Here is a 25,121-nt window from a genome sequence, read left to right on the forward strand (position 1 = left end):
GCCGAGGCCGAGCAGGCCGCCGACGAGCTGCGGGCCCTCGCCCAACGCGAGACCACCGAACTGCGCGAGAGCGCCGACGCCCACGCCGAACGCGTGCGCACCGAAGCCGACCGGCACGCCACCGAACTCACCCAGCGCACCGCGGCGGAGACCGCCGAGGTCCGCGAGGCGGCCGAACAGCACAGCGCCGAGGTCCGCGAGGCGGCCGAACAGCACAGCGCCGAGGTCCGCGAGGCGGCCGATCAACACAGCGCCGAGGTCCGCGAGGCCGCCGACCGCCACAGCGCCGAGGTCCGCGAGGCCGCCGACCGCCACAGCACCGAGGTCCAGGAAGCGGCGAACCAGTACAGCGCCGAGACCCGCGAAGCGGCCGAACAGCACGACGCCGAGGTCCGCGGGCAAGCCGACACGTACGCCGACGAGCAGCGCACCGCCGCCGACGCCTACGCCACCGATGTCCGCGAGCAGGCCGACGGCTACGCCACGGACACCCGGGCCGAGGCCGAGCAGGCCGCCGACGAGCTGCGGGCCCTCGCCCAACGCGAGACCACCGAACTGCGCGAGAGCGCCGACGCCCACGCCGAACGCGTACGCACCGAAGCCGACCGGCACGCCACCGAACTCACCCAGCGCACCGCGGCGGAGACCGCCGAGGTCCGCGAGGCGGCCGACCGCCACAGCACCGAGGTCCAGGAAGCGGCGAACCAGTACAGCGCCGAGACCCGCGAAGCGGCCGAACAGCACAGCGCCGAGGTCCGCGAGGCCGCCGAGACGTACGCCCTGGCGGCCCACGAGGCCGCCGACCGGCACACCGCCGAGACCCACGCGGCCGCCGAGGCCCACGCCACCGAGGTCCGCGAGCAGGCCGACACCTACGCCACCGAGCAGCGCACCGCTGCCGACCAGGCGCTGGAGCAGGCCGAGGCCACCGCCGAACGGCGCCGGGACGAGGCCGCCAAGGACGCCAAGGCCACCCGCGAGAAGGCCGCCGCCGAACTGGCCCTCGCCAACGAGCAGGCCGAGACCGTCCGCGCCGAGGCCGGCCGCGCGCTGTCCGAGGCCCGCGCCGCCGCCGACGGCATCCGCGCCGAGGCCGCCGCCGAGCTGGAGCAGGCCAAGGCCGACGGCGAAGAGCTGGTCGCCGCCGCCAAGGCCGAGGGCGCCGACCTGGTCTCCGTCGCCGAGGAGGAGGCCGCCGAGGTCCGCCAGTCGGTGGCCGGGATGCACGAGGCCGCCGCCGAGCAGATCGCCGCGCTCAAGGCCGCCGCCGCCCGGGAGGCCGCCGAGGTCCGGGAGGCGGCCGAACAGGACGCCACCGAGCAGCGCGACCTGGCCGACCGGGAGACCACCGAGCAGCGCGAGGCCGCCGAGGCGTACGCCACCGAGCTGCGCGCCCTGGCCGAGCGGGAGGCCGCCGAGCAGCGCGAGCTCGTCGACCGCGAGACCGCCGGCCTGCGGGCCCGTACCGAGGCCGAGACCACCGCCCTGCGCGAGCGGACCGAGCTGGAGCTGGCCACCGAGCGGGACACCGCCGAGAACGAGATCGGCCGCCTGCGCGCCGAGGCCCGGGCCTACGACGAGCAGCTGCGCACGGACGCCGAGGCCGAGCTGCACGCCGCCCAGGAGACCGCCGAGCAGCTGCGCGCCGACGCCGAGGCGCGAGCCGCCCGCACGGTGGCCGAGGCCGAGGCCCAGGGCGCCCGCACCGTCGCCGACGCCGAGGAGCTGGCCGCCGGCCTGCGTGCCGAGGCCGAGGAGTACGCCCTCGCCACCCGCACCCTGGCCGAGGGCTACGAGACCGCCACCCGCACCCGCGCCGACGCCTACGACGAGCAGACCCGGGAGGCCGCCGAACAGTTCGACAAGGCCACCCGCGAGCGGGCCAAGTCCGTTCTGGAGAAGGCCTTCGCGGACGCCGAGTCGCTCGGCGAGGACGCGCAGACCACCGCGCTGGCCACCACCGCCGCCGCCGAGGAGCAGGCCGACGCGATGGTCGCCGCCGCCCGCAAGGAGGCCGACCGGCTGGTCGCGGCCGGCGAGGCGGCCGGTCAGGGCGAGGTCGAGAAGGGCCGCTCCGACGCGGACGCGCTGCTCGCCGAGGCCCGCCGGGACGCGACCGCGATCCGCGAGCGCGCCGAGGAGCTGCGCGAGCGCACCGACGCCGAGGTGGAGGCGCTGCACGAGCGCGCCCGCAAGGAGAACGCGGCGGCCATGAAGTCGGCCGGCGAGCGGGTGGACGCGCTGGTGACGGCCGCGCAGGAGCAGCTGACCGAGGCCGAGGAGCAGGCGGTGGCCACCGTCGCCGAGGCCGAGGACCGCGCCGCGGCGCTGGTCGCCGCCGCCGAGGACCGGGCGAACGAGCTGACCTCGGAGGCCTCCGCGGAGGCCAGCAAGGTCCGGATCTCCGCCGTCCGCAAGGCCGAGGGCCTGCTGAAGGAGGCGGAGACCAAGCTCGCCGCCTCCACCGACCGGGCCGAGACGCTCATCGGCAAGGCCGAGACAAAGCTCACGTCCGCCGAGACCGAGGCCGAGGAGCGGCTGGACCGGGCCGCCGCCGAGGCGGAGAAGCGGCTGCGGGACGCCGACGAGGCCGCGGACGAGCAGATCGAGCTGGCGAAGGCGGAGGCCGAGCGGCTGCTCGCCGAGGCCAAGGCCGAGGCGAAGCGGGTCACCGACGAGGGCCGGCGCGAGCTGGACGAACTGGTGCGCCGCCGCAAGGACATCAACACCGAGATCTCCAGGGTCCAGGACGTGCTGTCCGCCCTGGAGGCGTTCGAGGCACCGTCACCGGTCGCCCAGGCCAACGGGGGAAGCAGCACCAAGAAGGACGGGGGCGCCAAGGCGGGTGCCGGAGTTGGCTCCCCCCGGTCGGGTGGCAATCGCTCCAAGAGCTCACCACCCGATTGAGCGGACATTGGCGGTCATTGTCCGTGAGAGGACGGCGTATCGCCGCCGACACTCCGGTACCGTGTCAGGATTCCCTCAACCACCTCAGCGGTTTGACGACAGGAAGCCCAGAACCCCATGAGCGACAGTCACTCCCCTCACGGCTTCGACCTGGTGCGCCGTGGGTACGAGCGCGCCCAGGTCGACGAGCGGATCACCAAGCTGGTGGCCGACCGTGACAGTGCCTTGACCCGGATCAGCGCGCTGGAGAAGCGCATCGAGGAACTCCACCTGGAGACCCAGTCCGCCCAGGCGGCGGTCGTCGAGCAGGAGCCCTCCTACGCCGGTCTCGGCGCCCGGGTCGAGAAGATCCTGCGACTCGCCGAGGAGGAGGCCAAGGACCTGCGCGACGAGGCGCACCGCGCCGCCGAGCAGCACCGCGAGCTCGCCGAGGCCGCCGCCCAGCAGGTCCGCACCGAGGCCGAGAACTACGCCAAGGACCGCAAGGCCAAGGCGGAGGACGAGGGTCTGCGGATCGTCGACAAGTCCAAGAGCGACGCCGCCCAGCTGCGCGCCGAGGCCAACAAGGACGCCCAGAACAAGCGCGAGGAGGCGGACGCCCTCTTCGAGGACACCCGCACCAAGGCCGCCCAGGCCGCGCTGGAGTTCGAGACCAACCTGGCCAAGCGCCGCGAGCAGTCCGAGCGCGACCTGGCCGCCCGTCAGGCCAAGGCCGAGAAGCGCCTGGCCGAGATCGAGCACCGGGCCGAGCAGCTGCGCCTGGAGGCCGAGAAGCTGCGCACCGACGCCGAGCGCCGCGCCCGCCAGACCGTCGAGACGGCCCAGCGCCAGTCCGAGGACATCGTGGCCGACGCCAACGCCAAGGCCGACCGCATCCGCAGCGAATCCGAGCGCGAGCTGGCGGCGCTCACCAACCGCCGCGACAGCATCAACGCCCAGCTGACCAACGTCCGCGAGATGCTGGCGACGCTGACCGGCGCGGCCGTGGCCGCCGCCTCGCTGCCGAACGACGACACCATGGGCGTGCCCGCCCAGCAGTCGCGCTGACGCTGGCCGACCCGGCCGGCACCACAGGCCCTCACCCGCCCGGGTGAGGGCCTGTCCGCTTTCGCGCCGTCATCACCTCGGGCGCTTCTGGAGCCCGGGCACGGCGTCGCGGGCCCGGCGGGATCGGCCGGACAGGGCCTAGCGGGGATAGGCCCCGTCGGGGCGCTGGTAGCCGCTGCTGAGCTGGTTGCCCTCGTCGTCCGAGACGGTGCCGAACCAGGAGGTGCACCAGACCGACACCGAGTCCGGCCAGTACTGCACCTCGAAGGGGTGGCCGGGCCCGTAGTCGCCGTACGAGGTGACGATGAAGGTCTCCCCCGGGCGCATCCAGTAGTCCTCGCCGAGCGGTTCCAGGGTCAGTTCGACCAGCCCCTCGCCCCGGTTGGTCACGGGCATCCGGCCGGTCACCTCCAGCGCCGAGTAGTCCCAGGCCGCCGAGTCCTGGCTCTCCTGACTCATCCGGCGGCCACCCGGGTGAGCAGGGCGCGCACGGTGGCGTCGAAGGCCTCGGGCGCCTCCAGGGCGCTCAGGTGGCCCACCCCGGGGAGGACGGTCAGCCGGGCGTCCGGCCGGACGTCCAGCATCAGCTCCGCCTCCTCCGGCGCCACCAGGGCGTCGTCGGCGCCCGTGACGATCGCGACCGGCACCCGCAGGGCCGCCAGCACGTCCCGGGAGTCCGGGCGGGCCGCCATGGCCCGCTGGGCCCAGGCGACGGCGGCCGGCGGCGCGGCGGCGACCATCGCCTGCACCCGCTCCACCAGGTGCTGCGAGCGGGGCCCGAGCTGCCCGGCCGCGACCTGCTCGTCCAGCAGCAGCCCCACGCTGTCCCGCGCGGTGACGGCGGCGGCGATCCGTTCCCGGTTGGCCCGGACGGCGTCGGTGTCGGCGGTGGCCCGGGTGTTGGCCAGCAGCAGCCCGGCGAGCCGGGTGGGGTGGCGGCGGGCGAAGGCCAGCGCCACGTAGCCGCCCATGGAGAGCCCGCCGACCACCGCGCGTTCGATCCCGGCCGCGTCCAGCAGCAGCGCGAGGTCGTCCGCGACCGGGTCCAGCGAGGGGTCGTCCCCGCCCAGCACGGTGCCGCCGAACCCCCGTTGGTCGGGGGCGAGCACCCGCGTTTCGTCTCCGGTCAGGCCGGGCAGCGCGTCCAGTTGGGACGACCACATCGAGGCGTTCAACGGAAAGGCGTGCAGCAGCACGAGGGGTGTTCCGGTACCGCTCTCGCGGACGGACACTGCGGAGGGGAGCTGGGTCATGCGCCCAACCTATTGCGGTGCGCCGCGCGGGCCCACTCAGCGGGCCGCGATATCCCGTTTGTCCTAGCCTGGCAAGGAACTGAGGGAGCACGAATGATCGAGCTGCACGAGCTGACAAAACGTTACGGCAAGACCCTCGCGGTGGACCGGCTCAGCTTCCAGGTCCCCCGTGGCGTGGTGACCGGCTTCCTCGGCCCGAACGGCGCGGGCAAGTCCACGACCATGCGCATGATCCTCGACCTCGACCGCCCCACCGCCGGCCGGGTCACCATCGACGGCAAGCACTATGGCCGGCTCAGCGAACCGCTCAAGTACATCGGTGCCCTGCTGGAGGCCAAGGCCGTCCACCCCGGCCGCACCGCCCGCGACCACCTGCTCTGGCTCGCCCAGAGCAACCGCGTCCCCGAGCGCCGGGTGGACGAGGTGCTCGCCCTGGTCGGCCTCACCCCGGTGGCCCGCAAGCGCGCCCGGGGCTTCTCGCTCGGCATGGGCCAGCGCCTGGGCATCGCCTCCGCCCTGCTCGGCGACCCCGAGATCGTCATGTTCGACGAGCCGGTCAACGGCCTGGACCCGGAGGGCATCCTCTGGGTCCGCAACCTGATGAAGCGCCTCGCCGCCGAAGGCCGGACGGTCTTCGTCTCCTCCCACCTGATGAGCGAGATGGCCGTCACCGCCGACCACCTGGTGGTCATCGGCAGGGGCCGGCTGCTCGCCGACCTGCCCATGCCGGAGTTCATCCGGCGCAACTCCCGCTCCGCCGTCCGGCTGCGCGGCCCGGAGCCCGAGCGGATGCTCGACGTGCTGGCCGGGGCGGGCCTGCGCCACGAGCCGGGCCCGGACGGCGCCTACGAGGTGGTCGACGGGGACATCGCCCGGCTCGGCGAGCTGTTCGCGGGGCACGGCGTGGTGCTGCACGAGCTCAGCCCGCAGCAGGCCTCGCTGGAGGAGGCCTTCATGCGGATGACGGCCGACTCGGTGGAGTACCACGCGGGCGACGGACCGGGCCGGGACGCGGCCGGCGCGGCCGAACCGACCCGCCAGTGGGGCGCCGGGCGGCAGCCGGACGGCGCCCGGCAGACCACCACGGCACGGCAGGAGGAGAACTGAGATGGCGTCCTTCCCCGCGGTCCTGCGCTCCGAGTGGACGAAGATCCGCAGCGTCCGCTCGACGCTCTGGACGCTCGCGCTGACCTTCGTCGTCACGGTCGGCATCGGCGCGCTGCTGTCCCTGCTCACCAACAACAACTTCGCCGAGTTCCGGGGCAGCCAGCAGACCCCGTTCGACGCCACCAGCACGTCCTTCGCCGGCATCCAGCTCGGCGAGCTGGCGATCATCGTCTTCGGCGTGCTGGCGATCGGCAACGAGTACAGCAGCGGCATGATCCGGCTCACCCTGGCCGCCGTCCCGCAGCGCGCCACCCTGCTCACCGGCAAGGCGGCGGTGCTCGGCGGGCTCGCCCTCGCCGTATCGCTGGTGACGGCCTTCGTCACCTTCTTCGTCGGCCAGTCGCTGCTCGGCTCGCACTCCACCACGATCGGCGAGCCCAACGTGCTGCGCGCGGTGTTCGGGGCCGCGCTCTACCTGACGATGCTCTGCCTGTTCGCGGCGGGCGTCACCACGATGCTGCACAGCCAGACGCTCGCGCTCGGCGTCCTGGTCCCGTTCTTCTTCCTGCTCTCGCCGATCCTCTCGGCGGTGCCGAAGGTCCGGACCCTGGCCCACTACTTCCCCGACTACGCGGGCTCGCGGATGCTGCTGGTGTACGAGCAGCACGGCCAGCCGTACGGGCCGCTGGCCGGCTTCCTGATCTGCCTGGTCTGGACGGCGGCGGCCCTGGTCGGCGGCGCGCTGGTGCTCAAGCGGCGCGACGCGTAGCGGCTCCCCCGACGGGACCGTCAGTACCGCGGAGCGCCGCGGCCCCTCAGCAGGTTGGAGGCCCGGCGCTCCCGCGCGCCCCAGCAGGCGCGGTGCCAGTGCCGCCGGTCGTCCACCCCCGCGCCGTGCATCGGCCAGGCCACCACGTGGCCCACCCCCGACGGGATCTCCTGGTCGCAGCCCGGGCAGCGGTAGGAGCGCCCCGAGGTCCCGGCGACCGTCTGCACCACCCAGTCGTCGCCCTGGTAGCTCTCGGTGCGGCGCAGCGAACCGCCGAGCGGAGCGGCCGGCTCGGCGCTCTCGCGGGGGGCGGCGCTCTTGATCCGGTTGCGGCGCGGCGACACGGCGGACTCCCTCTCCTGCTGGGCTGTGGGTCGTTCCAGCCTACGGCCGGCCCGGCTCCCGCACGGCCACTACCACGGGTCCGTCCGGTACTTCGGCCTTTTTGCAGAGATCCACCCGATCATCGGGGAAATCGGGGGTTCCGCGTGCCATTGGCACATGACATCCGATACCCACAAGGGGAAGAGGCGGGGCCCGCGACCCTGCGCGCACCCGAGGAGGCCCCCACCATGAGCAAGACCACCACCCGCGTCGAGACCGCTCGGCCCGTCGGGGTCCGGCCGCCCGCCACCGGCCCGGCGCTGACCACCGTCCCCCCGGTGACGGCCGTCGCCGGCGAGCCGCTGCCCGTGACCCAGCGGGCGGGCGCGCTGCCGCCGGCCACCGGATCGGTCCGGGTCGGCCTGTTCCTGCTGTCCGCCCAGTTCCCCGGGCAGAGCCACGGCGAGGCGCTGGAGCGCACCGTCGGCTCCGCCGTCGAGGCCGAGCGCGCGGGCCTGGACAGCGTCTGGCTGGCCGAACACCACTTCGTGCCGTACGGGGTCTGCCCGGACGCCGCCACGCTGGCCGCGATGCTGCTCGGCCGCACCCGCCGGATCGGCGTCGGCACGGCCGTCAGCGTCCTCTCCACCCGCCACCCGGTCGCGCTCGGCGAACAGGCCGCGCTGCTCCACCTCACCTCCGGCGGGCGGTTCACGCTCGGGGTGGGACGCGGCGGGCCGTGGATCGACCTGAACGTGTTCGGCGGCGGCGTGGACGCCTTCGAGCGCGGCTTCCCGGAGCGGCTGGACCTGCTGCTGCGCTGGCTGCGCGGCTCCCGGGTGGGCGCGGACGGCCCGCAGTTCGCCTTCCCCGAGGTCGCGGTGGTGCCGCGGGCCACCGAACCGGTGCGGCGGGCGGCTCTGAGCAGCTGGCTCGGCCTCGGCGGGCGGTCCGGCCCGGTGCGCTTCCCCCGCCAGCGCCGGGACGACGACGGCCTCGGCGAGGAGCTCACCGTCACCGGGCGGCCGGTGGCCGGCCCGCCGATGGTGGTCGCCTGCACCTCGCCGGGCGGGGTGCGGCTGGCCGCCGAGCGCGGCCTGCCGATGCTGCTCGGCATGCACTCCGGGGACGAGGACAAGCTGCGGATGCTGGAGCTGTACCGGTCCGCCTGGCTGGCCGCCGGGCGGAGCGAGGAGCAGTTGCGCCGGGTCGGCCGCCGGCACGTCGCGGCCGGGGTGGCCCAGGTCGACGACCGGACCTCGGCGGCCCGGTCCACACTGCTGAACGCGATGCCCGGCTGGTTCGAGTACGGCCTCGGCGCGCACCGCACGGTGGACGGGCGCGAACGGTCGATGCGCGACCCGCGCCAGTACACCGAGCTGCTCTGCGACCTGCACGCGGTGGGCACCCCGCGGCAGTGCGCCGACCGGCTGCTGGCCACCGCCGAACGCACCGGGATCCGGCGCTTCGCGCTGCTCGCCGAGGGCAGCGGCGAACACGAGGCGACCCTGCACAACATCGCCCGGTTCGGCTCTGAGGTGCTGCCGCAGCTGGGCTAGCGTTCCGGGCGGCCGCCGCCCCTCCCCGCACCGGGGGGACGGGGCGGCCGGCGCCGCGGCGGGGTCAGCAGTCCCGCAGTTCCTCGGACTGGTTGAGCAGCTGCTCCCGGACGGAGGTGAAGCGCTCGTACCTCGCCTCGTTGGGCTCCGACGGCAGGAACACCGCCACCCGGTGACAGTTCTGGAAGGCCAGCCGGACACCGAAGTGGCGCTGGAGCGCGCCCCGGATGGCATCGCTGGCGAGGGCGCGCAGCAGCTGGCCGCGGGCCTGCTCGCTGGGCGGCGGCACCTGGTTGTCGGCGAAGTCGGTGCCGTCGACCTTCGCCTGGGCGACCAGCGAACTGATCAGGTCCCAGGCGTACGGCAGCGAGACGCGGACGCAGTCGACGAATTCCCGCTCGTCGACCTCGCCCCGCTCGGCCTTCTCCAGCAGGGCCGGTGAGACGTCGAGCGACATGGATTCTCCTCTCGCGGTCCACCCGCGCGGCGCCCGGGTGGTCGTGCGTAGGTCAAGCTCACAGTGAGGGTGGGGCGAAGTTCGCATGAGGCGTCCGGAACACCGAGGGACGGGGGTTTCCGACGCCTTCGCGAGGAGCGACGGCACCACGGGACGTGACGTCCCGTGTACCGAACGCGCTCAGAACAGCGTGGCAGTCGACGGCTCGGCAGACTGGTCGTTCCTGTGGATTTCCATGGAAATCCGGTGCGGCGCACCAGATTGGCCGGATCCCGTTGGATCGTTCATCCGAAGTCTCCATCCCCGTTGACAGCGATCCCGCAAGCGTGCCGTCACACACCGTAGCGAACCGAGGGGAGGGGCGCCAGACGTCGACGGGCGGCAGCGGGACCGCGCGACCTCCATGTTGGACGGGTTCGCGCCGTCTTCACCCCGCCGTCGCGGAATCGCATCAACTGGCCCTGGTGGGCTAGCGTGGTCGACCGTGCGTCTCGTAATTGCCCGCTGCTCAGTCGACTATGCCGGTCGGCTCTCCGCCCATCTGCCCTCCGCCACCAGGCTGATCCTGGTCAAGGCCGACGGCAGCGTCAGCATCCACGCCGACGACCGCGCCTACAAGCCGCTCAACTGGATGTCCCCGCCGTGCGTCCTCAAGGAGGCCGACGGGGTCTGGACGGTGGAGAACAAGGCCGGCGAGAAGCTGATCATCACGCTGGAGGAGGTGCTGCACGACTCGTCCCACGAGCTCGGGGTCGACCCGGGCCTGATCAAGGACGGCGTCGAGGCCCACCTCCAGGAACTGCTCGCCGACCGGATGGAGGTGCTCGGCTCCGGCTGGTCGCTGATCCGCCGCGAGTACCCGACCGCGATCGGTCCGGTGGACATCCTCTGCCGCGACGCCGACGGCGCCACGGTGGCCGTCGAGATCAAGCGCCGCGGCGAGATCGACGGTGTGGAACAGCTCACCCGCTACCTCGAACTCCTCAACCGGGACCCGCTGCTCGCCCCGGTCAAGGGCGTCTTCGCCGCGCAGGAGATCAAGCCGCAGGCCCGCGTCCTGGCCACCGACCGCGGCATCGGCTGCGTCGTGCTGGACTACGACGAGCTGCGCGGCATCGACGACGACAAGCTCAAGCTGTTCTGACCGGTCCCCGGGGTGGCCGGGCCGCTCGGCCCGCCCGGGCTCGTCGGCGCCCCGGAGGTGGCCGCCGGCGTGCTCGGGGTGTTCGCCGGGGAGGACGGGCTGTGGCTCGCCGACGGCGACTTCGGGGGCTGCCCGCTCTGCTGGGGCGGCTGCGACTGGCCCGTCTGCGGGTCCGGCGGCGTTGACTGGCCCGGTGCCGGCGACTGCGGGGCCCGCGACTCGCCCGCCCCCGGCGGGGAGCTCGGCTGCCTCGTCGGCGAGGCGCTCGACGCGTGCGAGGTGCCGCCGCTCGCGGTCGGCCCCGCGCTGGTCCCCTGCCCCGCCGGGCTGCCCGGCCCGGCTCCGGTGGTGCCCGCGCCGCCGCTGCCGGAGGGCTGCGGGTGCGGCGTGTCCGGGGCGCCGACCCCGGTGTCCGGCCGGCCGCCGTACGGCTCCCTCCCCTTGGTCTCGTCCGGCCCGCTGAAGCTCATCGCCACCGCCGTACCGAGCACTCCCAGGGTCAGCACGGCCGTGGAGAGCACGGCCACCCGCCGCCGCCTGCTGGACTTCAGGCCGGCCGGCACCCTGGCCGCGATCTTGCGGATCACCGGCCCACGGGCGGGCGCCACCACGGCGGGCGCGGCGGCGGGCAGCTGCCGGCCCTCGGCGCGCAACAGGTCCAGCATCCGACCGGCGGCGGCCACCCCGCGCTGCTCCCCCGCCGAGGCCCGCAGGGTGAGCGCGGTCTCCAGTTCGGCGATGGCCCGGGAGGGCTGGCGGACGCAGATCGCGTGCACGCCCGCCTCGTGGTGGAACCAGGCCTGGTCGACCGGCGAACCCGTCCGGCGGGCCGCCTCCAGGCCGAGTTCGAGCACCCGCTCCCAGGCTCCCCAGCGCAGCGACAGCGCCAGCGCGGGCGCCGCCGCCCGGGCGAGCCGGACCACCGCGTCGTGCCGCCCGGCGGCGCGGTCGGCGAGCAGCACGCCGACCACCACCTCGGCCTCGGCGGCGACCTGCTCCAGCGTCACCGAGCTGTGCCCGACCCACCAGGCGAAGTGCTGGGCGGCGCCGTCGACGCAGCCGCGGGCCGGCCAGTGCGGGACGAGCAGTTCGAGCGCGCCCGCGGTCAGCCGGTGGTGCCCGTCGACGGACACCGCCAGCCCGGCGTCGGCGAGTTCGGCGAGGGCGGCCTCGCCCTGGCCGACGTCGATCAGCGCCGGCAGGTGCGGCGCGGTGGGGCACTCGCCGCCGAGCGCGACCGCGAGCCGCAGCACGGCCTGTGCGGGCTCGCTCAGCCCCTCCGCGAGCCGGACGGCGGGCGAGGCGGTCTCCGGCACCGAGGGCAGCGGGACGGTACGGCGCAGCGCGTTCTCCCGGACCGCCGGGTCCGGGTCGTGGGCGGGCTCGGCGACGGTGCCGAAGACATCCATCCGGTCGTCCTCGGCGGCGACCAGGGCGTCCACCGAGACGTCCCGCTGGCGCAGCAGCGCGGCGGCCTGGACGAAGCGCAGCGGCAGGCCCTCGGACTCGAACCAGAGGTCCACCGCCCAGGCCTTCTCGGTGACGTCCAGCGGGCGCCCGGCCAGTCGGGCGGTGAGGGCGAGGCAGGCGGAGCGGGAGAGCCCGGCCACCAGGTGGTCCTGGAGCCGGGAGCCGGCCGGCAGCGGCGGGCCGTCCGGGGCGGCGGAGATCAGGAAGGCGCAGCCGGGGGCTGCGGCGAGCAGCTGCTCCAGCTCGGCGCCGGAGGGTTCCGCGGCGTCGATCACGACGATCGCGCCGACCCCGACGAGGTGGACGGCCAGCTGCCCGGGGTCGGGTCGGAATCCGGGGGCGTGGTGGGTGGCCGCGAAGAGGTCCTGGAGCAGGTCGGGGACGGTGCGGTGGTGGCCGCTGAGCTGCACCACACCGCCGGGGGCGAGGTCGGCGGCGGCCTCGGCGACGGCCGACAGCAGTGCGCTGCGGCCCGAGCCGGCCTGGCCGACCAGGCGTATCGAGCGGCCCTCGGCGAGCAGGGCGAGCAGTTCGGCGATGTCGGCCTCGCGGTCCAGCATCGGCAGGTCGGCGGGGCCGGCGCCGAGCGCGAGCGGGCCGACCGCGCGGCCGACGCCGCCGGCCGGGCCGCGGGCGGGCTCGCTGCGTTCGATCCGCCGGGGGTGCGGGCGCCACTCCTCGGGACAGGGCCTGGCCTCGGAGCCGTCCGGGGCGCCGACGCCCACCAGCAGGCCGCCGGAGACCAGTTCACCGCCGCGGGCGCGGACGCCCTCCTGACGGAACTCCCCGGATGGCTGTGCCACGTTCTGCTCCGCATCGTGCTCGGCCGTCGGCGTCCCGCGCCGTCCGGCTGACGTCCCGGTCGCGGCCGCGGCCGGGCTGGAGGCAGCCCCGGCGGCCGTCTTCTGACGGGCAGACTCTCGCACATTCGGGCCCGGCCGTGCAGTGGCGTCCGGAGCCGCCGCCGGGCGGGCGGCGCTGACCAGGGACGTTGCGCGGTGGGGGTGGTGGTGCGTGGGCGCGCGGTCCGGCGCGCGGCTCGTGGAAGGGCGGGCGCGTCCGGTGGATCCCGCCGGACGGGGTCACGGTGTCCGGGGGCGGGTGCGCGGGCGGCGCAGCGTCAGAGGGTGGCCCCGTGCGCCTCGGTGGCGCCGTCGACGGCCAGGATGCGGTGCAGCTTGGTGGCCACCAGCAGCCGCTGGAGCTGGGCGGGGACGGAACGCAGCACCAGCCGGCGGCCGATCCGGCCGGCCCTCCGGTGGGTGCCCATGATCACGCCGAGTCCGGTGGCGTCCCAGAACTCCAGCCGCCCGAGGTCGAGCACGAGATCGCCGAGGCCGCCGTCCACCGCCTGGTGCAGCAGGGCCCGCGCGTCGGCGGCGGTGCGCACGTCGAGGCGGCCTTCGATGGCCAGCGCCGTGTGGTCGCCGGTGATGCGCATGCTCTCCTCCTTCGCCTGGACGGCCTGCTGCGGGGGGTACGCCCCGGCCGTGCCGGGTACGGGGCGGGGGTGCGTCCGGGAGGGCCGTGGCCCCTACATCCGGCCCCGGGCGGAATGCCGGGTTCCCTCATCTGACGGCGAACCGGCTCCACAGGTTGCTGGTTCCGGCCGGATCTGAGGCAACTTCACCCGTCCGAGGGAATATACGCAGGTCGCCCCCACACCTACGCTCGATTACCGCCCAAATCACCCGTCTGCGGCACCCGAGGTGAGGAAACTCACCCACCCCGGCGGAGCGGGCCGTACGGTGCTGGGACCGCCCGGCCCGCCGTCCGTTCGGACCGTCCGGGTCACTTGCCTTCGTACGGGTAGAAGCCGCGGCCGCTCTTGCGGCCCAGGTCACCGGCGGTGACCATGCGGGCCATGATCTCCGGCGCGGCGAACTTCTCGTCCTGGGTCTCGGTGTAGATGTTGCGGGCGGCGTGCAGCAGGATGTCCACGCCGGTCAGGTCGGCGGTCTCGAGCGGGCCCATCGCGTGGCCGAAACCGAGCCGGCAGGCGGTGTCGATGTCCTCGGCGGTGGCCACGCCGGACTCGTACAGCTTGGCGGCCTCGACGACCAGCGCGGTGATCAGGCGGGTGGTCACGAAGCCGGCCACGTCGCGGTTGACCACCACGACCTCCTTGCCCACGCCCTCGGCGTAGGCGCGGACGGTGGCCAGCGTCTCGTCACTGGTCTTGTAGCCGCGCACCAGCTCGACCAGCTTCATCATCGGGACCGGCGAGAAGAAGTGGACGCCGACGACCGACTCCGGGCGCCGGGTCGCGGCGGCGATCCGGGTGATCGGGATCGCGGAGGTGTTGGAGGCCAGCACGGCGCCGTCCTTGGCGAGCTTGTCGAGCTCGCGGAAGACGCCCTCCTTGACCTCCAGCTTCTCGAACACCGCCTCGACCACGATGTCGGCCTCGGCGACCGCGCCCAGGTCGGTGGTGGTGGTGATCCGGCCCAGCGCGGCCTCGGCGTCCTCGGCGCTCAGCTTGCCCTTGGCGACGAACTTCCCGTACGAGGCGCGGATGCCCGCCAGGCCCCGCTGGAGCGCCTCCTCGGTGACGTCCCGCAGCACCACCGGGTGGCCGGCCTGCGCGGACACCTGGGCGATGCCGGCTCCCATCAGGCCGGCACCGATCACGGCGATCTGCTTGCTGGACGCATTGCTCATGGCTGGGTCTCCCGATGCCGTCGCCGCCCCGCGGGCGGGCCCTGAAGGCGGCTCAGGGCAGGGATCACCGCCGGAGGAGCCGCACTGCTCACGGCGGACTTTAGTGCGCGGATCCCGCCCGCCATAGCGATCGGGAGTGTGATCTGTACCCACCCGGACCGGACCGGAGACCGGCGCGCCGCCCCGGCGAGGACACGGAGGGGCCCGCGCCGCGCGCCCGGAGGGCCGCCACCGCTGCCCCGGCGCACCACCGGCCCAGACGGAGCCGGAGGCCCTGCTGCGCCGCCTGCCGGCCGCCCGGACGGCCCCTGCCCGAGGAGGAAACTGCGGTGGCGGACCGGGATGTACGTCCGCGGCGTGCGCGCGCTGCCGATCACCCGGTAGCCGACCGGGCGCCCCACCCGGGGGATGTGACACCCGGTCAGTGACGGCCGGACGCCGTCAGCCGTCCGGTCCGAGGTCCTGCGCCAGGATCGCCGCCTGCACCCGGCTGCGCAGCCGCAGCTTCGCCAGGATGCGGCTGACGTGCGTCTTGGTGGTCGCCTCCGCCATCTCCAGCCGGTCCGCGATCTCCCCGTTGGACATCCCGGCCCCGATGCAGGCCAGCACCTCCCGCTCGCGGCCGGTCAGCGCCGCCACCGCCGCCCGGGCCTCCGGTCCGGCCGGCCGGCCCGGGCGGGCGAACGTCCCGATCAGCCGCTTGGTCACCGAGGGCGCCAGCATGCCGTCCCCGCGCGCGACCGTCCGGATGCCCTCGATCAGGGTGTCCGCCTCCAGGTCCTTGAGCAGGAACCCGGACGCACCGGCCCGCAGCGCGCCGTAGACGTACTCGTCCAGGTCGAAGGTGGTCAGCACGAGCACCTGGGCGGCCCCGGCGGCGACCACCTCGCGGGTCGCCGAGACGCCGTCCAGCCGGGGCATCTGCACGTCCATCAGCACCACGTCCGGCCGCAGCTCCAGCGCCAGCCGGACGGCCTCCTCGCCGTCGGCGGCCTGTCCGACCACCTCGAACTCCGGCTCGGCGCGCAGGATCATCACCAGCGCCGCTCGCACCGCCGCCTGGTCCTCGGCCACCAGCACCCTGATCGTCATGCCCGCCCCTCGCTCTCCCCGGCGCGCGGCAGCACCGCGCGCACGCTCCAGCGTCCGTCCCTCGGCCCGGCCTCGAAGCTGCCGCCGAGCAGCCCGGCCCGCTCCGCCATGCCCACCAACCCGGCCCGGGCCCCGGGCAGACCGCGCCCCGGCTCGTCGCGGTACGGGCTGTCGACGGCGATCCGCAGCTCCCGCGGCCCGAACTCCAGCCGCAGGCTGACCAGTCCGGGCCCGGCGTGCTTGAGCGCGTTGGTCAGCGACTCCTGGACGATCCGGTACGCGGCCAGCCCGACCGGCACCGGCAGCTCGCCGCGCTCGCCCCGCTCCTCCACCTCGAAGTCCAGCCCGACGTCCCGGCCGGCCGCGCGGGCCTTGGCCAGCAGGGAGTCCACGGCGGCCAGGTCGGGCGCCGCGTAGGACTCGTCCACCTCTCCCCCGCCGCTGTCCCGGAGCAGTCCGATCATGCGACGCATTTCGGCCAAACCCTGGACGCTGTTCTCCCTGATCACCGCCAGCACCTCCACCAGCGGATCGGCCTCGGGCAGGCCGCGGCGCCGGGCCACCGACTGCGCACCGGTGGCGTGGATCGCGATCGCCGACAGGTGGTTGGCCACCACGTCGTGCAGTTCCCGCGCCATCCGGGCCCGTTCGGCGCCGACCGCCTCGCGCCGGTCCATCTCCGAGAGCAGCGCGGTCTGCTCCGCCCGCAGCCGCTCGGCCTCCGCCTCCTGCCGGTGCCTGCGCACCAGGTCGCCGGTCCACACCGGCGCCAGGAAGACCAGCGAACCGACCACCACGATCAGCAGCCCCGCCGAGGTGCCGCCGGTGTACCAGGCCAGGACGGACAGCACCAGCACGGTGGCCCCGCCGGTCAGGTGCAGCACCCGGGACATCCGCGGACCGCCGTAGAGCACCGCCGCGTACAGCAGATCGGTGTACATGATCAGCGTCGCCAGCAGGCTGCCGACGAACAGGCTCCCCGCGAAGGCCAGCCCGCCGACCGTCACCGCGAGCACCGGCCGGGTGCGCCGGACCAGCTCCAGCGCCGCCGTCACCACCAGCGGCAGCACCACCGCCCAGAGCGGCACGGCTTCGGGCCGCTCGTACACCTTGAAGACGATCAGCACCGCGCCGCCGAGCAGCCCGCACAGGGCGATCAGCTGGTCCAGCCGGCGTGGGGGGAGAGCACGGAACGGAAGGGGCACGTTCCCATCTCACCACCCCCGGCACCCCGCCCGGCTCCGGTCCGCGGAGGAGCCCGCTACATCGAAAGGTGCAGGCCCGGACGGCACCCCGCGACGACGACGCGGGCGCGCCCGCGCACGAAGCTGGGAGCACCGCCGAACACCCGGGAGCAGAACGTGATCGTCACCCTCATCGTCGCGGCCGAGATCTCCTTCTGGATCCTGCTCGGCCTCGGCCTCGCCACCCGCTACCTGCTGCGCCTGCGCCGCACCAGCACCGCCCTGTTGGTCGGCCTTCCGGTGGTGGACCTCACCCTGTACGCGCTCACCGTCCTCGACCTGCGCGGCGGCGCCGTCCCGAGCTGGACCCACGCCCTGGCCGCGAGCTACGCGGGCTTCTCGATCGGCTACGGCCCCTCACTGGTCCGCTGGGCCGACCGGCACTTCCTGCACCGCTTCGCCGGCGGCCCCGAACCGCTGCCCTCGCCGAAGTACGGGCCGGAACGGACCAGGTACGAGTGGCAGATCGCCGGCCGGACGGTCGTCTCGGCGGCGATCACGCTGAGCCTGATCACCCTGCTCGTCCCGCTCTCCGGCGGCTCCGCGCACTTCGGCACCTTCGCCCAGTGGTACCTCAAGCTGGGCATCGCGGCCGTGGTCAACGTGGTCGTGGCCGGCTGCTACTCGCTCTGGCCCAAGCAGCCGCCGGCCGGCGTGACGGTCGAGAACGGCCGGGTGGTCTCCGAGAGGACCCGGACCGGGGTCTAGACCCAGGCCGATGGCTCAGCGGTTCTCGCCCGGCACCCAGAGCACGTCGCCGCGCTCCTTGTTGGCCACCCGGGCCAGGATGAACAGCAGGTCGGACAGCCGGTTGAGGTACTTCGCGGTCAGCGGGTTGACGCTGTCGCCGTGCTCCGCGATCGCCGCCCAGGTCGAGCGCTCGGCCCGCCGCACCACCGTGCAGGCCAGGTGCAGGTGGGCCGCGCCGGGCGTGCCGCCGGGCAGGATGAAGCTGCGCAGCTTCTCCACCTGCTCCAGGTAGTGGTCGCAGTCCCCCTCCAGCCGGTCGATGTACGACTGGAGCACCCGCAGCGGCGGGTACTCGGGGCTCTCCACCACCGGGGTGGACAGGTCCGCGCCCACGTCGAACAGGTCGTTCTGGACCCGGACCAGCACCGCCGCCACGTCCTCGGACAGTTCTCCGACGGCCAGGGCCACCCCGATCGCCGCGTTCGCCTCGTTGGCGTCCGCGTACGCGATCAGCCGCGGATCGGTCTTGGTGGTCCGGCTCATGTCGCCCAGCGCGGTGGTGCCGTCATCGCCGGTACGGGTGTAGATGCGCGTCAGATTGACCATGCGGCCAGCCTAGCCGGGCAGGTTAGGCGCCGTTAACCCCCACTGCCGGCCGGGGGTCCCGCCGCTACGCGACGTTGACCCTCTGCCCGGGCGGGGCCGCCTCCAGCCAGGCCAGGAAGCCGGTCAGCGCGTCCTCGCTCATCGCCAGCTCCAGCGGAGCCCCGTTGTGCAGGCAGCGCAGCACCACCGAGCCGGACAGCAGCGCCAGCTCCTCCTGGCCCTCCGGGTAGCGCCGGCCGAGCACCTCGATCTCCCGGCGCGGCAGCACCTTGCGCGGACGCGGGGCGTACGAGAAGACCCGGAACCACTCGATGGAGTCACCGCTGTAGCGGCCGATACCAAAAACCCACCCCTTGCCGTCGGTCGGGGGGACCGGGGCTGAGGTGGGTTTGCCGTTCTCGTCGAGGTCGGGCTGCGTCGAGGCGTCGGCGGGCATTTTGAGCCGGTAGCTGCAATCGAAGGTGCCGCCGACCCGCTGGATCAGGCGGCGCCGTACGGCGAAGGCCATCAAGCCCATCACACCCAGGGCCACGACCGCCGCACACACCACAAGCGCGAGGACCATGCTCACCCACCTCCTCGCTACCCGCGTTCCCCGTAACGGTCGCACAAGCGACCGCGCTGACCTACCAACTACGACGACAGTCCCGGGGTCACGCTCACGCGTCCCCGGGACCGTCGGTCGACCCCGCTAAGCCGGGGTCCGGCGCACTCAGGCGTGGGCCTTGAGGCCGCGCGCCGCGAACAGACGGACCTCGGCGCGCCGCTCGGCGTGCTCGTCCAGGCCCGACTTGGCCTTCTCCAGCGCGCGCTCGGCACGCGCGACGTCGATCTCGTCCGCCAGCTCGGCGATCTCCGCGAGCAGAGACAGCTTGTTGTCGGCGAAGGAGATGAAGCCGCCGTGCACCGCGGCGATCACGGTGCCGCCGTCCACCGTGCGGATGGTGACGGGACCGGTCTCCAGCACGCTCAGCACCGGGGTGTGCCCCGGCATGATGCCGGTGTCACCGGAGGCCGTACGGGCGACGACGATGGTGGCCGCACCGGACCACACCTTGCGGTCGGCTGCGACCAGCTCGACGTGCAGCTCAGCCAACGTGGGCTCCTAGGCTCATGCAACGCCCGATCACTCGGGAGTTTCGGTAAGAATAACGGCCCCGCGCCCTCGGCATGAAACCGGCGGCACGGATTTGACCGGAATCACAGCCCGATGCGACGTGAGGGGTGGTCCCCAGGCTCGGGGGCCACCCCTCACGGTCACTCACAGCTGCTACCGGCCGCGATTACTTCTTCGCCAGCTCGGCGGCGTTCTTCTCGAGGTCCTCGATGCCACCGCACATGAAGAAGGCCTGCTCCGGGACGGAGTCGTACTTGCCGTCCGCGATCGCGTTGAAGGCCTCGATGGTCTCCGACAGCGGCACGGTCGAACCCTCGACACCGGTGAACTGCTTCGCCACGTAGGTGTTCTGCGAGAGGAAGCGCTCGATGCGACGGGCACGGTGGACCGTGATCTTGTCCTCTTCGGACAGCTCGTCGATACCGAGGATCGCGATGATGTCCTGGAGGTCCTTGTACTTCTGCAGGATCCCCTTGATACGGATGGCCGTGTCGTAGTGGGTCTGCGCGATGTACCGCGGGTCGAGGATGCGGGACGTGGAGTCCAGCGGGTCGACGGCCGGGTAGATGCCCTTCTCCGAGATCGGACGCGACAGAACGGTGGTCGCGTCCAGGTGGGCGAAGGTGGTGGCCGGGGCCGGGTCGGTCAGGTCGTCCGCGGGGACGTAGATCGCCTGCATCGAGGTGATCGAGTGACCGCGGGTCGAGGTGATGCGCTCCTGCAGGAGGCCCATCTCGTCGGCCAGGTTCGGCTGGTAGCCCACCGCGGAGGGCATGCGGCCGAGCAGGGTCGACACCTCGGAACCGGCCTGGGTGAACCGGAAGATGTTGTCGATGAAGAGGAGCACGTCCTGCTTCTCGACGTCACGGAAGTACTCCGCCATGGTCAGCGCGGACAGCGCGACGCGCAGACGGGTGCCCGGCGGCTCGTCCATCTGGCCGAAGACCAGCGCGGTCTTGTCCAGAACGCCCGAGTCGACCATCTCGTCGATGAGGTCGTTGCCCTCACGGGTGCGCTCACCGACGCCGGCGAACACCGACACACCACCGAAGTTCTCGGCGACGCGGTAGATCATCTCCTGGATCAGAACGGTCTTGCCGACACCGGCACCACCGAACAGACCGATCTTGCCACCCGTGACGTACGGGGTGAGCAGGTCGATGACCTTGATGCCGGTCTCGAACATCTCGGTCTTGGACTCGAGGTCCTTGAACTCCGGGGCCTTGCGGTGGATCGGCCACCGGACCTGGACCTGGGACTCGAACTCGTCCTTGTCGACGTTCAGCACGTCACCGAGGGCGTTGAACACCTTGCCCTTGGTGATCTGGCCGACCGGCACGGAGATCGCGGCACCGGTGTCGGTGACCTGCGAACCGCGGACCAGGCCGTCGGTCGGCTGCATCGAGATGCCGCGGACCATGCCGTCGCCGAGGTGCTGGGCGACCTCGAGGGTCAGGATCTTCTTGCCCGTGCCGTCGGGGTTGTCCACCTCGACGTGCAGGGCGTTGTACATGTCCGGGATCGCGTCGACGGGGAACTCCACGTCGACGACCGGGCCGATGACCCGCGCGACGCGGCCCGTCGCCGTGGTCGGCTCAACAGTGGTGGTCATACTCATTCGCTCCCGCGGCTAGCGTCAGCGAGCGCGTTGGCCCCACCGACGATCTCGCTGATTTCCTGGGTGATCTCGGCCTGACGGGCCGAGTTGGCAAGCCGCGTGAGCGACTTGATGAGCTCGCCGGCGTTGTCCGTCGCGCTCTTCATCGCGCGGCGGCGGGCGGCGTGCTCGGAAGCGGCCGACTGCAGCAGCGCGTTGTAGATCCGGCTCTCGACGTACCGCGGCAGGAGCGCGTCCAGGACGCCCTCCGCCGACGGCTCGAAGTCGTACAGCGGGAAGATCTCCGACTTGGCCGGCGTCTGGTCGCTGAGCTGGACCTCGTCCAGCTTCAGCGGCAGCAGCCGGGCCTCCACCGCGTTCTGCGTCAGCATGGACACGAACTCGGTCGAGATCAGGTGGAGCTCGTCCACGCCGCCGGTCTCGGCCGTGAAGGCCTCGATCAGGTCGGCCGCCACGGTCTTCGCGTCACCATAGGTCGGCTTGTCCGAGAATCCCGTCCACGACTCCGCGATCGTCAGACCGCGGAACGTGTAGTACGAGACGCCCTTGCGACCGATGATGTACGTCACCACGTCCTTGCCCTCGGCCTTCAGGCGCTCGGCGAGCACCAGCGAGGCCTTGATGGCGTTGGTCGAGTAGCCGCCCGCCAGGCCGCGGTCCGCCGTGATCAGCAGGACGGCGGCGCGCTTGGCGCTCGGGTTCTCGGTGGTGAGCGGGTGCTTGGCGTTGGACCGGGTGGCCACCGCCGTCACCGCCCGGGTGAGCTCATCGGCGTACGGAGTGGAGGCGGCCACCGCGCGCTGCGCCTTGACGATGCGCGACGCGGAGATCATCTCCATCGCCTTGGTGATCTTCTTCGTCGCGGTGACAGAGCGGATCCGGCGCTTGTAGACCCGAAGCTGTGCTCCCATGGGTCGTTACGTCCTTTCCCTCGCTACCGGACTCAGGCCTGCTCGGAGAGCAGCTTGCCGTCAGCGGTCTGGTAACCCTGCTTGAACGCCTCGATCGCGCTGGTCAGCGCGTCGACGGTGCCGTCGGCGAGCAGACCGGTCTCGACGATGCCGGCCAGCAGGTCCTTGTGCTGGAGGCGGACGTGGTCCAGGAACTCGCGCTCGAAGCGGCGGATCTCGGCGACCGGGACGTCGTCCAGCTTGCCGTTGGTGCCGGCCCAGATGGAGACGACCTGCTCCTCGACCGGGAACGGCTGGTACTGGCCCTGCTTCAGCAGCTCGACCATGCGCGCACCGCGCTCCAGCTGGGCCTTGGAGGCCGCGTCCAGGTCGGAACCGAAGGCGGCGAAGGCCTCCAGCTCGCGGTACTGGGCGAGGTCCAGACGCAGGCGGCCGGCGACCGAGCGCATGGCCTTGATCTGGGCGGAGCCACCGACGCGGGAGACCGAGATGCCGACGTTCACGGCCGGGCGGATGCCGGCGTTGAACAGGTCGGACTCCAGGAAGCACTGGCCGTCGGTGATGGAGATGACGTTGGTCGGGATGTACGCCGAGACGTCGTTGGCCTTGGTCTCGATGATCGGCAGACCGGTCATCGAGCCGCCGCCCAGGGCGTCGTTCAGCTTCGCGCAGCGCTCCAGCAGACGGGAGTGCAGGTAGAAGACGTCACCCGGGTAGGCCTCGCGGCCCGGCGGGCGGCGCAGCAGCAGGGAGACGGAGCGGTAGGCCTCGGCCTGCTTCGACAGGTCGTCGAAGATGATCAGGACGTGCTTGCCGTCGTACATCCACTCCTGGCCGATGGCCGAGCCGGTGTACGGGGCGAGGTACTTGAAGCCGGCCGGGTCGGAGGCGGGAGCGGCCACGATGGTGGTGTACTCCAGCGCGCCGGCCTCCTCCAGGGCGCCGCGGACGGACGCGATGGTGGAGCCCTTCTGGCCCACGGCGACGTAGATGCAGCGGACCTGCTTCTCCGGGTCGCCCGAGCGCCAGTTGTCGCGCTGGTTGATGATCGTGTCGACGGCCACCGCGGTCTTGCCGGTCTGGCGGTCACCGATGATCAGCTGGCGCTGGCCGCGGCCGATCGGGGTCATCGCGTCGATGGCCTTGATGCCGGTCTGCAGCGGCTGCTTGACCGACTTGCGGGCCATGACGCCGGGGGCCTGCAGCTCCAGGGCGCGACGGCCGGTGGCCGCGATGTCGCCCAGGCCGTCGATCGGGTTGCCCAGCGGGTCCACGACGCGGCCGAGGTAGCCGTCGCCGACCGGAACCGAGAGGACCTCGCCGGTGCGGCGCACGGTCTGGCCCTCTTCGATGCCGCCGAACTCACCCAGGACGACGACACCGATCTCGCGGGTGTCGAGGTTCAGCGCGAGGCCGAGCGTGCCGTCCTCGAACTTCAGCAGCTCGTTCGCCATGACCGAGGGCAGGCCCTCGACATGGGCGATGCCGTCCGCCGCGTCAGTGACCGTGCCGACCTCTTCCACAGAAGCGGCGTCCGGCTGGTACGACTGGACAAAGTCGGCCAGCGCGTCCCGGATCTCCTCCGGACGGATCGTAAGCTCCGCCATCAGGCTTCCCTGCTCTCCTAGTTTGCGATCCTCGGCCCGCCATTGAGGGCCGCAAGTATTCGACTCTCGGCCGGGTCTTCCGAACCGGCCGTACGATGTGCCGACTCCTTGGGGAGCCGGTTTCCCGACCGAGGGTCGGATGTGCTGCTTCGGTGCTCAGCCTTCGAGCGACTGGCGAGCGCCCTCGAGGCGGCTCGACACCGTGCCGTTGATGATCTCGTCGCCGATCTGCACCCGGACGCCGCCGACGACCTCGGGGTCGACGTCGATGTTCAGGTGGACCTGGCGGCCGTACATCCGGCCCAGAGCACCGGACAGGCGCTCCTTCTGGGTGTCCGACAGCGGCACCGCGCTGGTGACCAGGGCCACCACGCGGCCACGGCGCGAGGCGGCGAGCTTCGAGTAGGACTCGAGGCCCTGCTCCAGGCTACGGCCACGCGGCGCGTTGACGAGGGCGGTGACCAGCCGGACGGTGCCGGCGTTGGCGCGGCCGCCGAGCAGCTTCTTGATCAGCTCGGCCTTGGCGACGGCACCGGCCTTCGGCTCGGTCAGCGCGGCGCGCAGCTCGTGCGAGCCGCTCACCACCCGGCCGAAGCGGAAGAGCTCGTCCTCGACGTCGTCCAGGGAGCCGGCCTTGTCCGCGGCGATGATCTCGGCGTACGCGGCGAGCTCCTCGGTCGCGTCCACCAGGTCGCGCGAGCCCGACCAGCGGGAGCGGACCAGACCCGAGACCAGGTCGACGGCCACGCCGGAGACCTGGCCGGTCAGCAGCGAGGTGACCAGCTGGGCCTTGTCCTGGCCCGACCGCGACGGGTCGGTCAGGACGCGGCGCAGCGACACCTCACGGTCCAGCACGGCCGTGACGGCGGTGAGCTCCTCGGCGAGCTTGGCCGCGTCCACCGAGGTGGAGTCGGTCAGGCTCTCCAGGTTCTGCCGGCCGGCGGCGAGGGCCTCGCGGCTGGCGCCGATCACTTGGCCGCGCCCTGAGCAACGGCGGCCTTGGCCTCCAGCTCGTCCAGGAAGCGGTCGATGACGCCGCTCTGCCGGGTGTGGTCCTCCAGGGACTCACCCACGATGCGGGACGCCAGCTGGGTGGCCAGCGAACCCACGTCCTGGCGCAGGGCGGCAGTCGCCTGCTTCTTGTCGGCCTCGATCTGCGCGTGACCGGCGGCGACGATGGCCTCGCGCTGACGCTGGCCCTCCTCGCGCATCTCGGCGAGCTGGGCGGCGCCCTGCTCGCGAGCCTGCTCGACGATGCGGGCGGCCTCGTGGCGCGCCTCGGCAAGCTCGGCACGGTACTGCTCAAGCACGGCCTGGGCCTCGGCCTGAGCGGCCTCGGCGCGCTCCATGCCGCCCTCGATCGCGTCCCGGCGCTCCGACAGCACCTTCTCGATGCTGGGGAGGAGCTTCTTGCCGAGCAGACCGAAGACGATGAAGAAGCAGAGCAGGCCGATAACGATCTCGGGCGTGTTCGGGAGAAGAGGGTTCATCTTCTCCTCAGTCTCCGCCGCGAGCTGAGCCACGATGCTCATTTCTGG

At 73.0% G+C, this 25,121-nt stretch carries 24 protein-coding genes; 7 read left to right on the top strand and 17 right to left on the bottom strand.

All coding sequences use genetic code 11. From position 1 onward, the window contains the following. Together ACFRMQ_RS09015 and ACFRMQ_RS09020 are read left to right on the top strand one after the other, a co-directional pair. On the top strand, positions 1-2,907 hold a 2,907-nt coding region (locus tag ACFRMQ_RS09015), incomplete at its 5' end, for a hypothetical protein (protein ID WP_380728524.1). A gap of 117 nt (positions 2,908-3,024) precedes the next feature. Beyond that, positions 3,025-3,954, top strand: a complete 930-nt coding sequence (locus tag ACFRMQ_RS09020) for a cellulose-binding protein (RefSeq protein WP_224283202.1) — start codon at positions 3,025-3,027, stop codon at positions 3,952-3,954. Positions 3,955-4,092: 138 nt separating this feature from the next. Here the strand turns inward: ACFRMQ_RS09020 and ACFRMQ_RS09025 are convergent, their stop codons facing one another. Further along, positions 4,093-4,413 carry a hypothetical protein gene (locus ACFRMQ_RS09025; RefSeq protein ID WP_380728526.1) on the bottom strand — a complete coding sequence of 107 codons (321 nt, stop codon included), beginning with the start codon at positions 4,411-4,413 and terminating at the stop codon, positions 4,093-4,095. Beyond that, entirely contained in the window at positions 4,410-5,207 is a 798-nt protein-coding gene (locus ACFRMQ_RS09030; protein WP_380728528.1) for an alpha/beta fold hydrolase, read from the bottom strand. Before ACFRMQ_RS09030 ends, ACFRMQ_RS09025 begins: the two co-directional genes overlap by 4 nt. Positions 5,208-5,300: 93 nt before the next feature. Between ACFRMQ_RS09030 and ACFRMQ_RS09035 the strand changes: the two genes are divergently transcribed. Both ACFRMQ_RS09035 and ACFRMQ_RS09040 read left to right on the top strand, forming a co-directional pair. Next, positions 5,301-6,314, top strand: coding sequence for an ABC transporter ATP-binding protein (locus ACFRMQ_RS09035; protein WP_380728530.1), 1,014 nt, complete (start codon positions 5,301-5,303; stop codon positions 6,312-6,314). A 1-nt stretch (position 6,315) separates the two neighbouring features. After that, positions 6,316-7,083: an ABC transporter permease subunit gene (locus tag ACFRMQ_RS09040; protein ID WP_380728532.1), complete on the top strand. Its 768-nt coding sequence runs from the start codon at positions 6,316-6,318 to the stop codon at positions 7,081-7,083. A gap of 20 nt (positions 7,084-7,103) precedes the next feature. Here the strand turns inward: ACFRMQ_RS09040 and ACFRMQ_RS09045 are convergent, their stop codons facing one another. After that, positions 7,104-7,427, bottom strand: a complete 324-nt coding sequence (locus ACFRMQ_RS09045) for an ATP/GTP-binding protein (protein ID WP_380728534.1) — start codon at positions 7,425-7,427, stop codon at positions 7,104-7,106. A 228-nt stretch (positions 7,428-7,655) separates the two neighbouring features. On the opposite strand from ACFRMQ_RS09045, the gene ACFRMQ_RS09050 reads away from it, so the two are divergent. Further along, positions 7,656-8,966: an LLM class flavin-dependent oxidoreductase gene (locus tag ACFRMQ_RS09050; protein WP_380728536.1), complete on the top strand. Its 1,311-nt coding sequence runs from the start codon at positions 7,656-7,658 to the stop codon at positions 8,964-8,966. Between the two features lie 64 nt (positions 8,967-9,030). Here the strand turns inward: ACFRMQ_RS09050 and ACFRMQ_RS09055 are convergent, their stop codons facing one another. After that, on the bottom strand, positions 9,031-9,423 hold the full coding sequence (locus tag ACFRMQ_RS09055; protein WP_316526255.1) for an SCO5389 family protein: 393 nt from the start codon (positions 9,421-9,423) through the stop codon (positions 9,031-9,033). A gap of 484 nt (positions 9,424-9,907) precedes the next feature. Between ACFRMQ_RS09055 and nucS the strand changes: the two genes are divergently transcribed. Continuing rightward, on the top strand, positions 9,908-10,567 hold the full coding sequence (gene nucS / locus ACFRMQ_RS09060) for an endonuclease NucS (RefSeq protein WP_189915743.1): 660 nt from the start codon (positions 9,908-9,910) through the stop codon (positions 10,565-10,567). Here nucS and ACFRMQ_RS09065 read toward each other — a convergent pair. The 5 genes from ACFRMQ_RS09065 to ACFRMQ_RS09085 form a co-directional block, all read right to left on the bottom strand. Continuing rightward, positions 10,519-12,840 (bottom strand): ATP-binding protein, encoded by a 2,322-nt coding sequence (locus tag ACFRMQ_RS09065; protein ID WP_380728538.1) that lies wholly within the window; start codon positions 12,838-12,840, stop codon positions 10,519-10,521. The two genes, nucS and ACFRMQ_RS09065, sit on opposite strands and share 49 nt — an antisense overlap. A gap of 317 nt (positions 12,841-13,157) precedes the next feature. Continuing rightward, positions 13,158-13,478: an STAS domain-containing protein gene (locus ACFRMQ_RS09070; protein ID WP_380697082.1), complete on the bottom strand. Its 321-nt coding sequence runs from the start codon at positions 13,476-13,478 to the stop codon at positions 13,158-13,160. Between the two features lie 350 nt (positions 13,479-13,828). Next, positions 13,829-14,698, bottom strand: coding sequence for a 3-hydroxyacyl-CoA dehydrogenase family protein (locus ACFRMQ_RS09075; protein ID WP_380728540.1), 870 nt, complete (start codon positions 14,696-14,698; stop codon positions 13,829-13,831). A 441-nt stretch (positions 14,699-15,139) separates the two neighbouring features. Next, entirely contained in the window at positions 15,140-15,790 is a 651-nt protein-coding gene (locus tag ACFRMQ_RS09080) for a response regulator (protein WP_380728543.1), read from the bottom strand. Next, entirely contained in the window at positions 15,787-16,995 is a 1,209-nt protein-coding gene (locus ACFRMQ_RS09085) for a sensor histidine kinase (RefSeq protein WP_380728545.1), read from the bottom strand. The genes ACFRMQ_RS09080 and ACFRMQ_RS09085 overlap by 4 nt, the downstream gene beginning before the upstream one ends. Positions 16,996-17,151: 156 nt before the next feature. Here ACFRMQ_RS09085 and ACFRMQ_RS09090 point away from each other — a divergent pair, with 156 nt between their 5' ends. Next, positions 17,152-17,742, top strand: a complete 591-nt coding sequence (locus tag ACFRMQ_RS09090) for a hypothetical protein (protein WP_380728547.1) — start codon at positions 17,152-17,154, stop codon at positions 17,740-17,742. Between the two features lie 15 nt (positions 17,743-17,757). On the opposite strand, the gene ACFRMQ_RS09095 is transcribed toward ACFRMQ_RS09090, so the two are convergent. The 8 genes from ACFRMQ_RS09095 to ACFRMQ_RS09130 form a co-directional block, all read right to left on the bottom strand. Further along, complete coding sequence (locus ACFRMQ_RS09095) at positions 17,758-18,330, bottom strand: cob(I)yrinic acid a,c-diamide adenosyltransferase (protein WP_380728549.1); 573 nt, start codon at positions 18,328-18,330, stop codon at positions 17,758-17,760. Between the two features lie 64 nt (positions 18,331-18,394). Continuing rightward, on the bottom strand, positions 18,395-18,895 hold the full coding sequence (locus ACFRMQ_RS09100) for a DUF2550 domain-containing protein (RefSeq protein ID WP_316526264.1): 501 nt from the start codon (positions 18,893-18,895) through the stop codon (positions 18,395-18,397). A gap of 147 nt (positions 18,896-19,042) precedes the next feature. After that, on the bottom strand, positions 19,043-19,426 hold the full coding sequence (locus ACFRMQ_RS09105) for a F0F1 ATP synthase subunit epsilon (protein ID WP_030235805.1): 384 nt from the start codon (positions 19,424-19,426) through the stop codon (positions 19,043-19,045). Positions 19,427-19,613: 187 nt separating this feature from the next. Then, the gene (gene atpD / locus ACFRMQ_RS09110; RefSeq protein WP_380728552.1) at positions 19,614-21,059 is read right to left on the bottom strand and encodes a F0F1 ATP synthase subunit beta; all 1,446 of its coding nucleotides are present in this window, start codon (positions 21,057-21,059) and stop codon (positions 19,614-19,616) included. Between the two features lie 2 nt (positions 21,060-21,061). Continuing rightward, a complete protein-coding gene (locus ACFRMQ_RS09115) occupies positions 21,062-21,976 on the bottom strand; it encodes a F0F1 ATP synthase subunit gamma (RefSeq protein WP_380728554.1) in 915 nt (304 codons plus the stop codon). Between the two features lie 32 nt (positions 21,977-22,008). Then, the gene (atpA, locus tag ACFRMQ_RS09120) at positions 22,009-23,583 is read right to left on the bottom strand and encodes a F0F1 ATP synthase subunit alpha (protein ID WP_359899956.1); all 1,575 of its coding nucleotides are present in this window, start codon (positions 23,581-23,583) and stop codon (positions 22,009-22,011) included. 156 nt (positions 23,584-23,739) lie between these two features. Beyond that, entirely contained in the window at positions 23,740-24,555 is an 816-nt protein-coding gene (locus ACFRMQ_RS09125) for a F0F1 ATP synthase subunit delta (protein ID WP_380728556.1), read from the bottom strand. Next, positions 24,552-25,115: a F0F1 ATP synthase subunit B gene (locus tag ACFRMQ_RS09130; protein WP_380728558.1), complete on the bottom strand. Its 564-nt coding sequence runs from the start codon at positions 25,113-25,115 to the stop codon at positions 24,552-24,554. The genes ACFRMQ_RS09125 and ACFRMQ_RS09130 overlap by 4 nt, the downstream gene beginning before the upstream one ends. Positions 25,116-25,121 lie beyond the last annotated feature (6 nt).

It is taken from the genome of Kitasatospora sp. NPDC056783 (genome assembly GCF_042789895.1).
Classification (GTDB): domain Bacteria; phylum Actinomycetota; class Actinomycetes; order Streptomycetales; family Streptomycetaceae; genus Kitasatospora.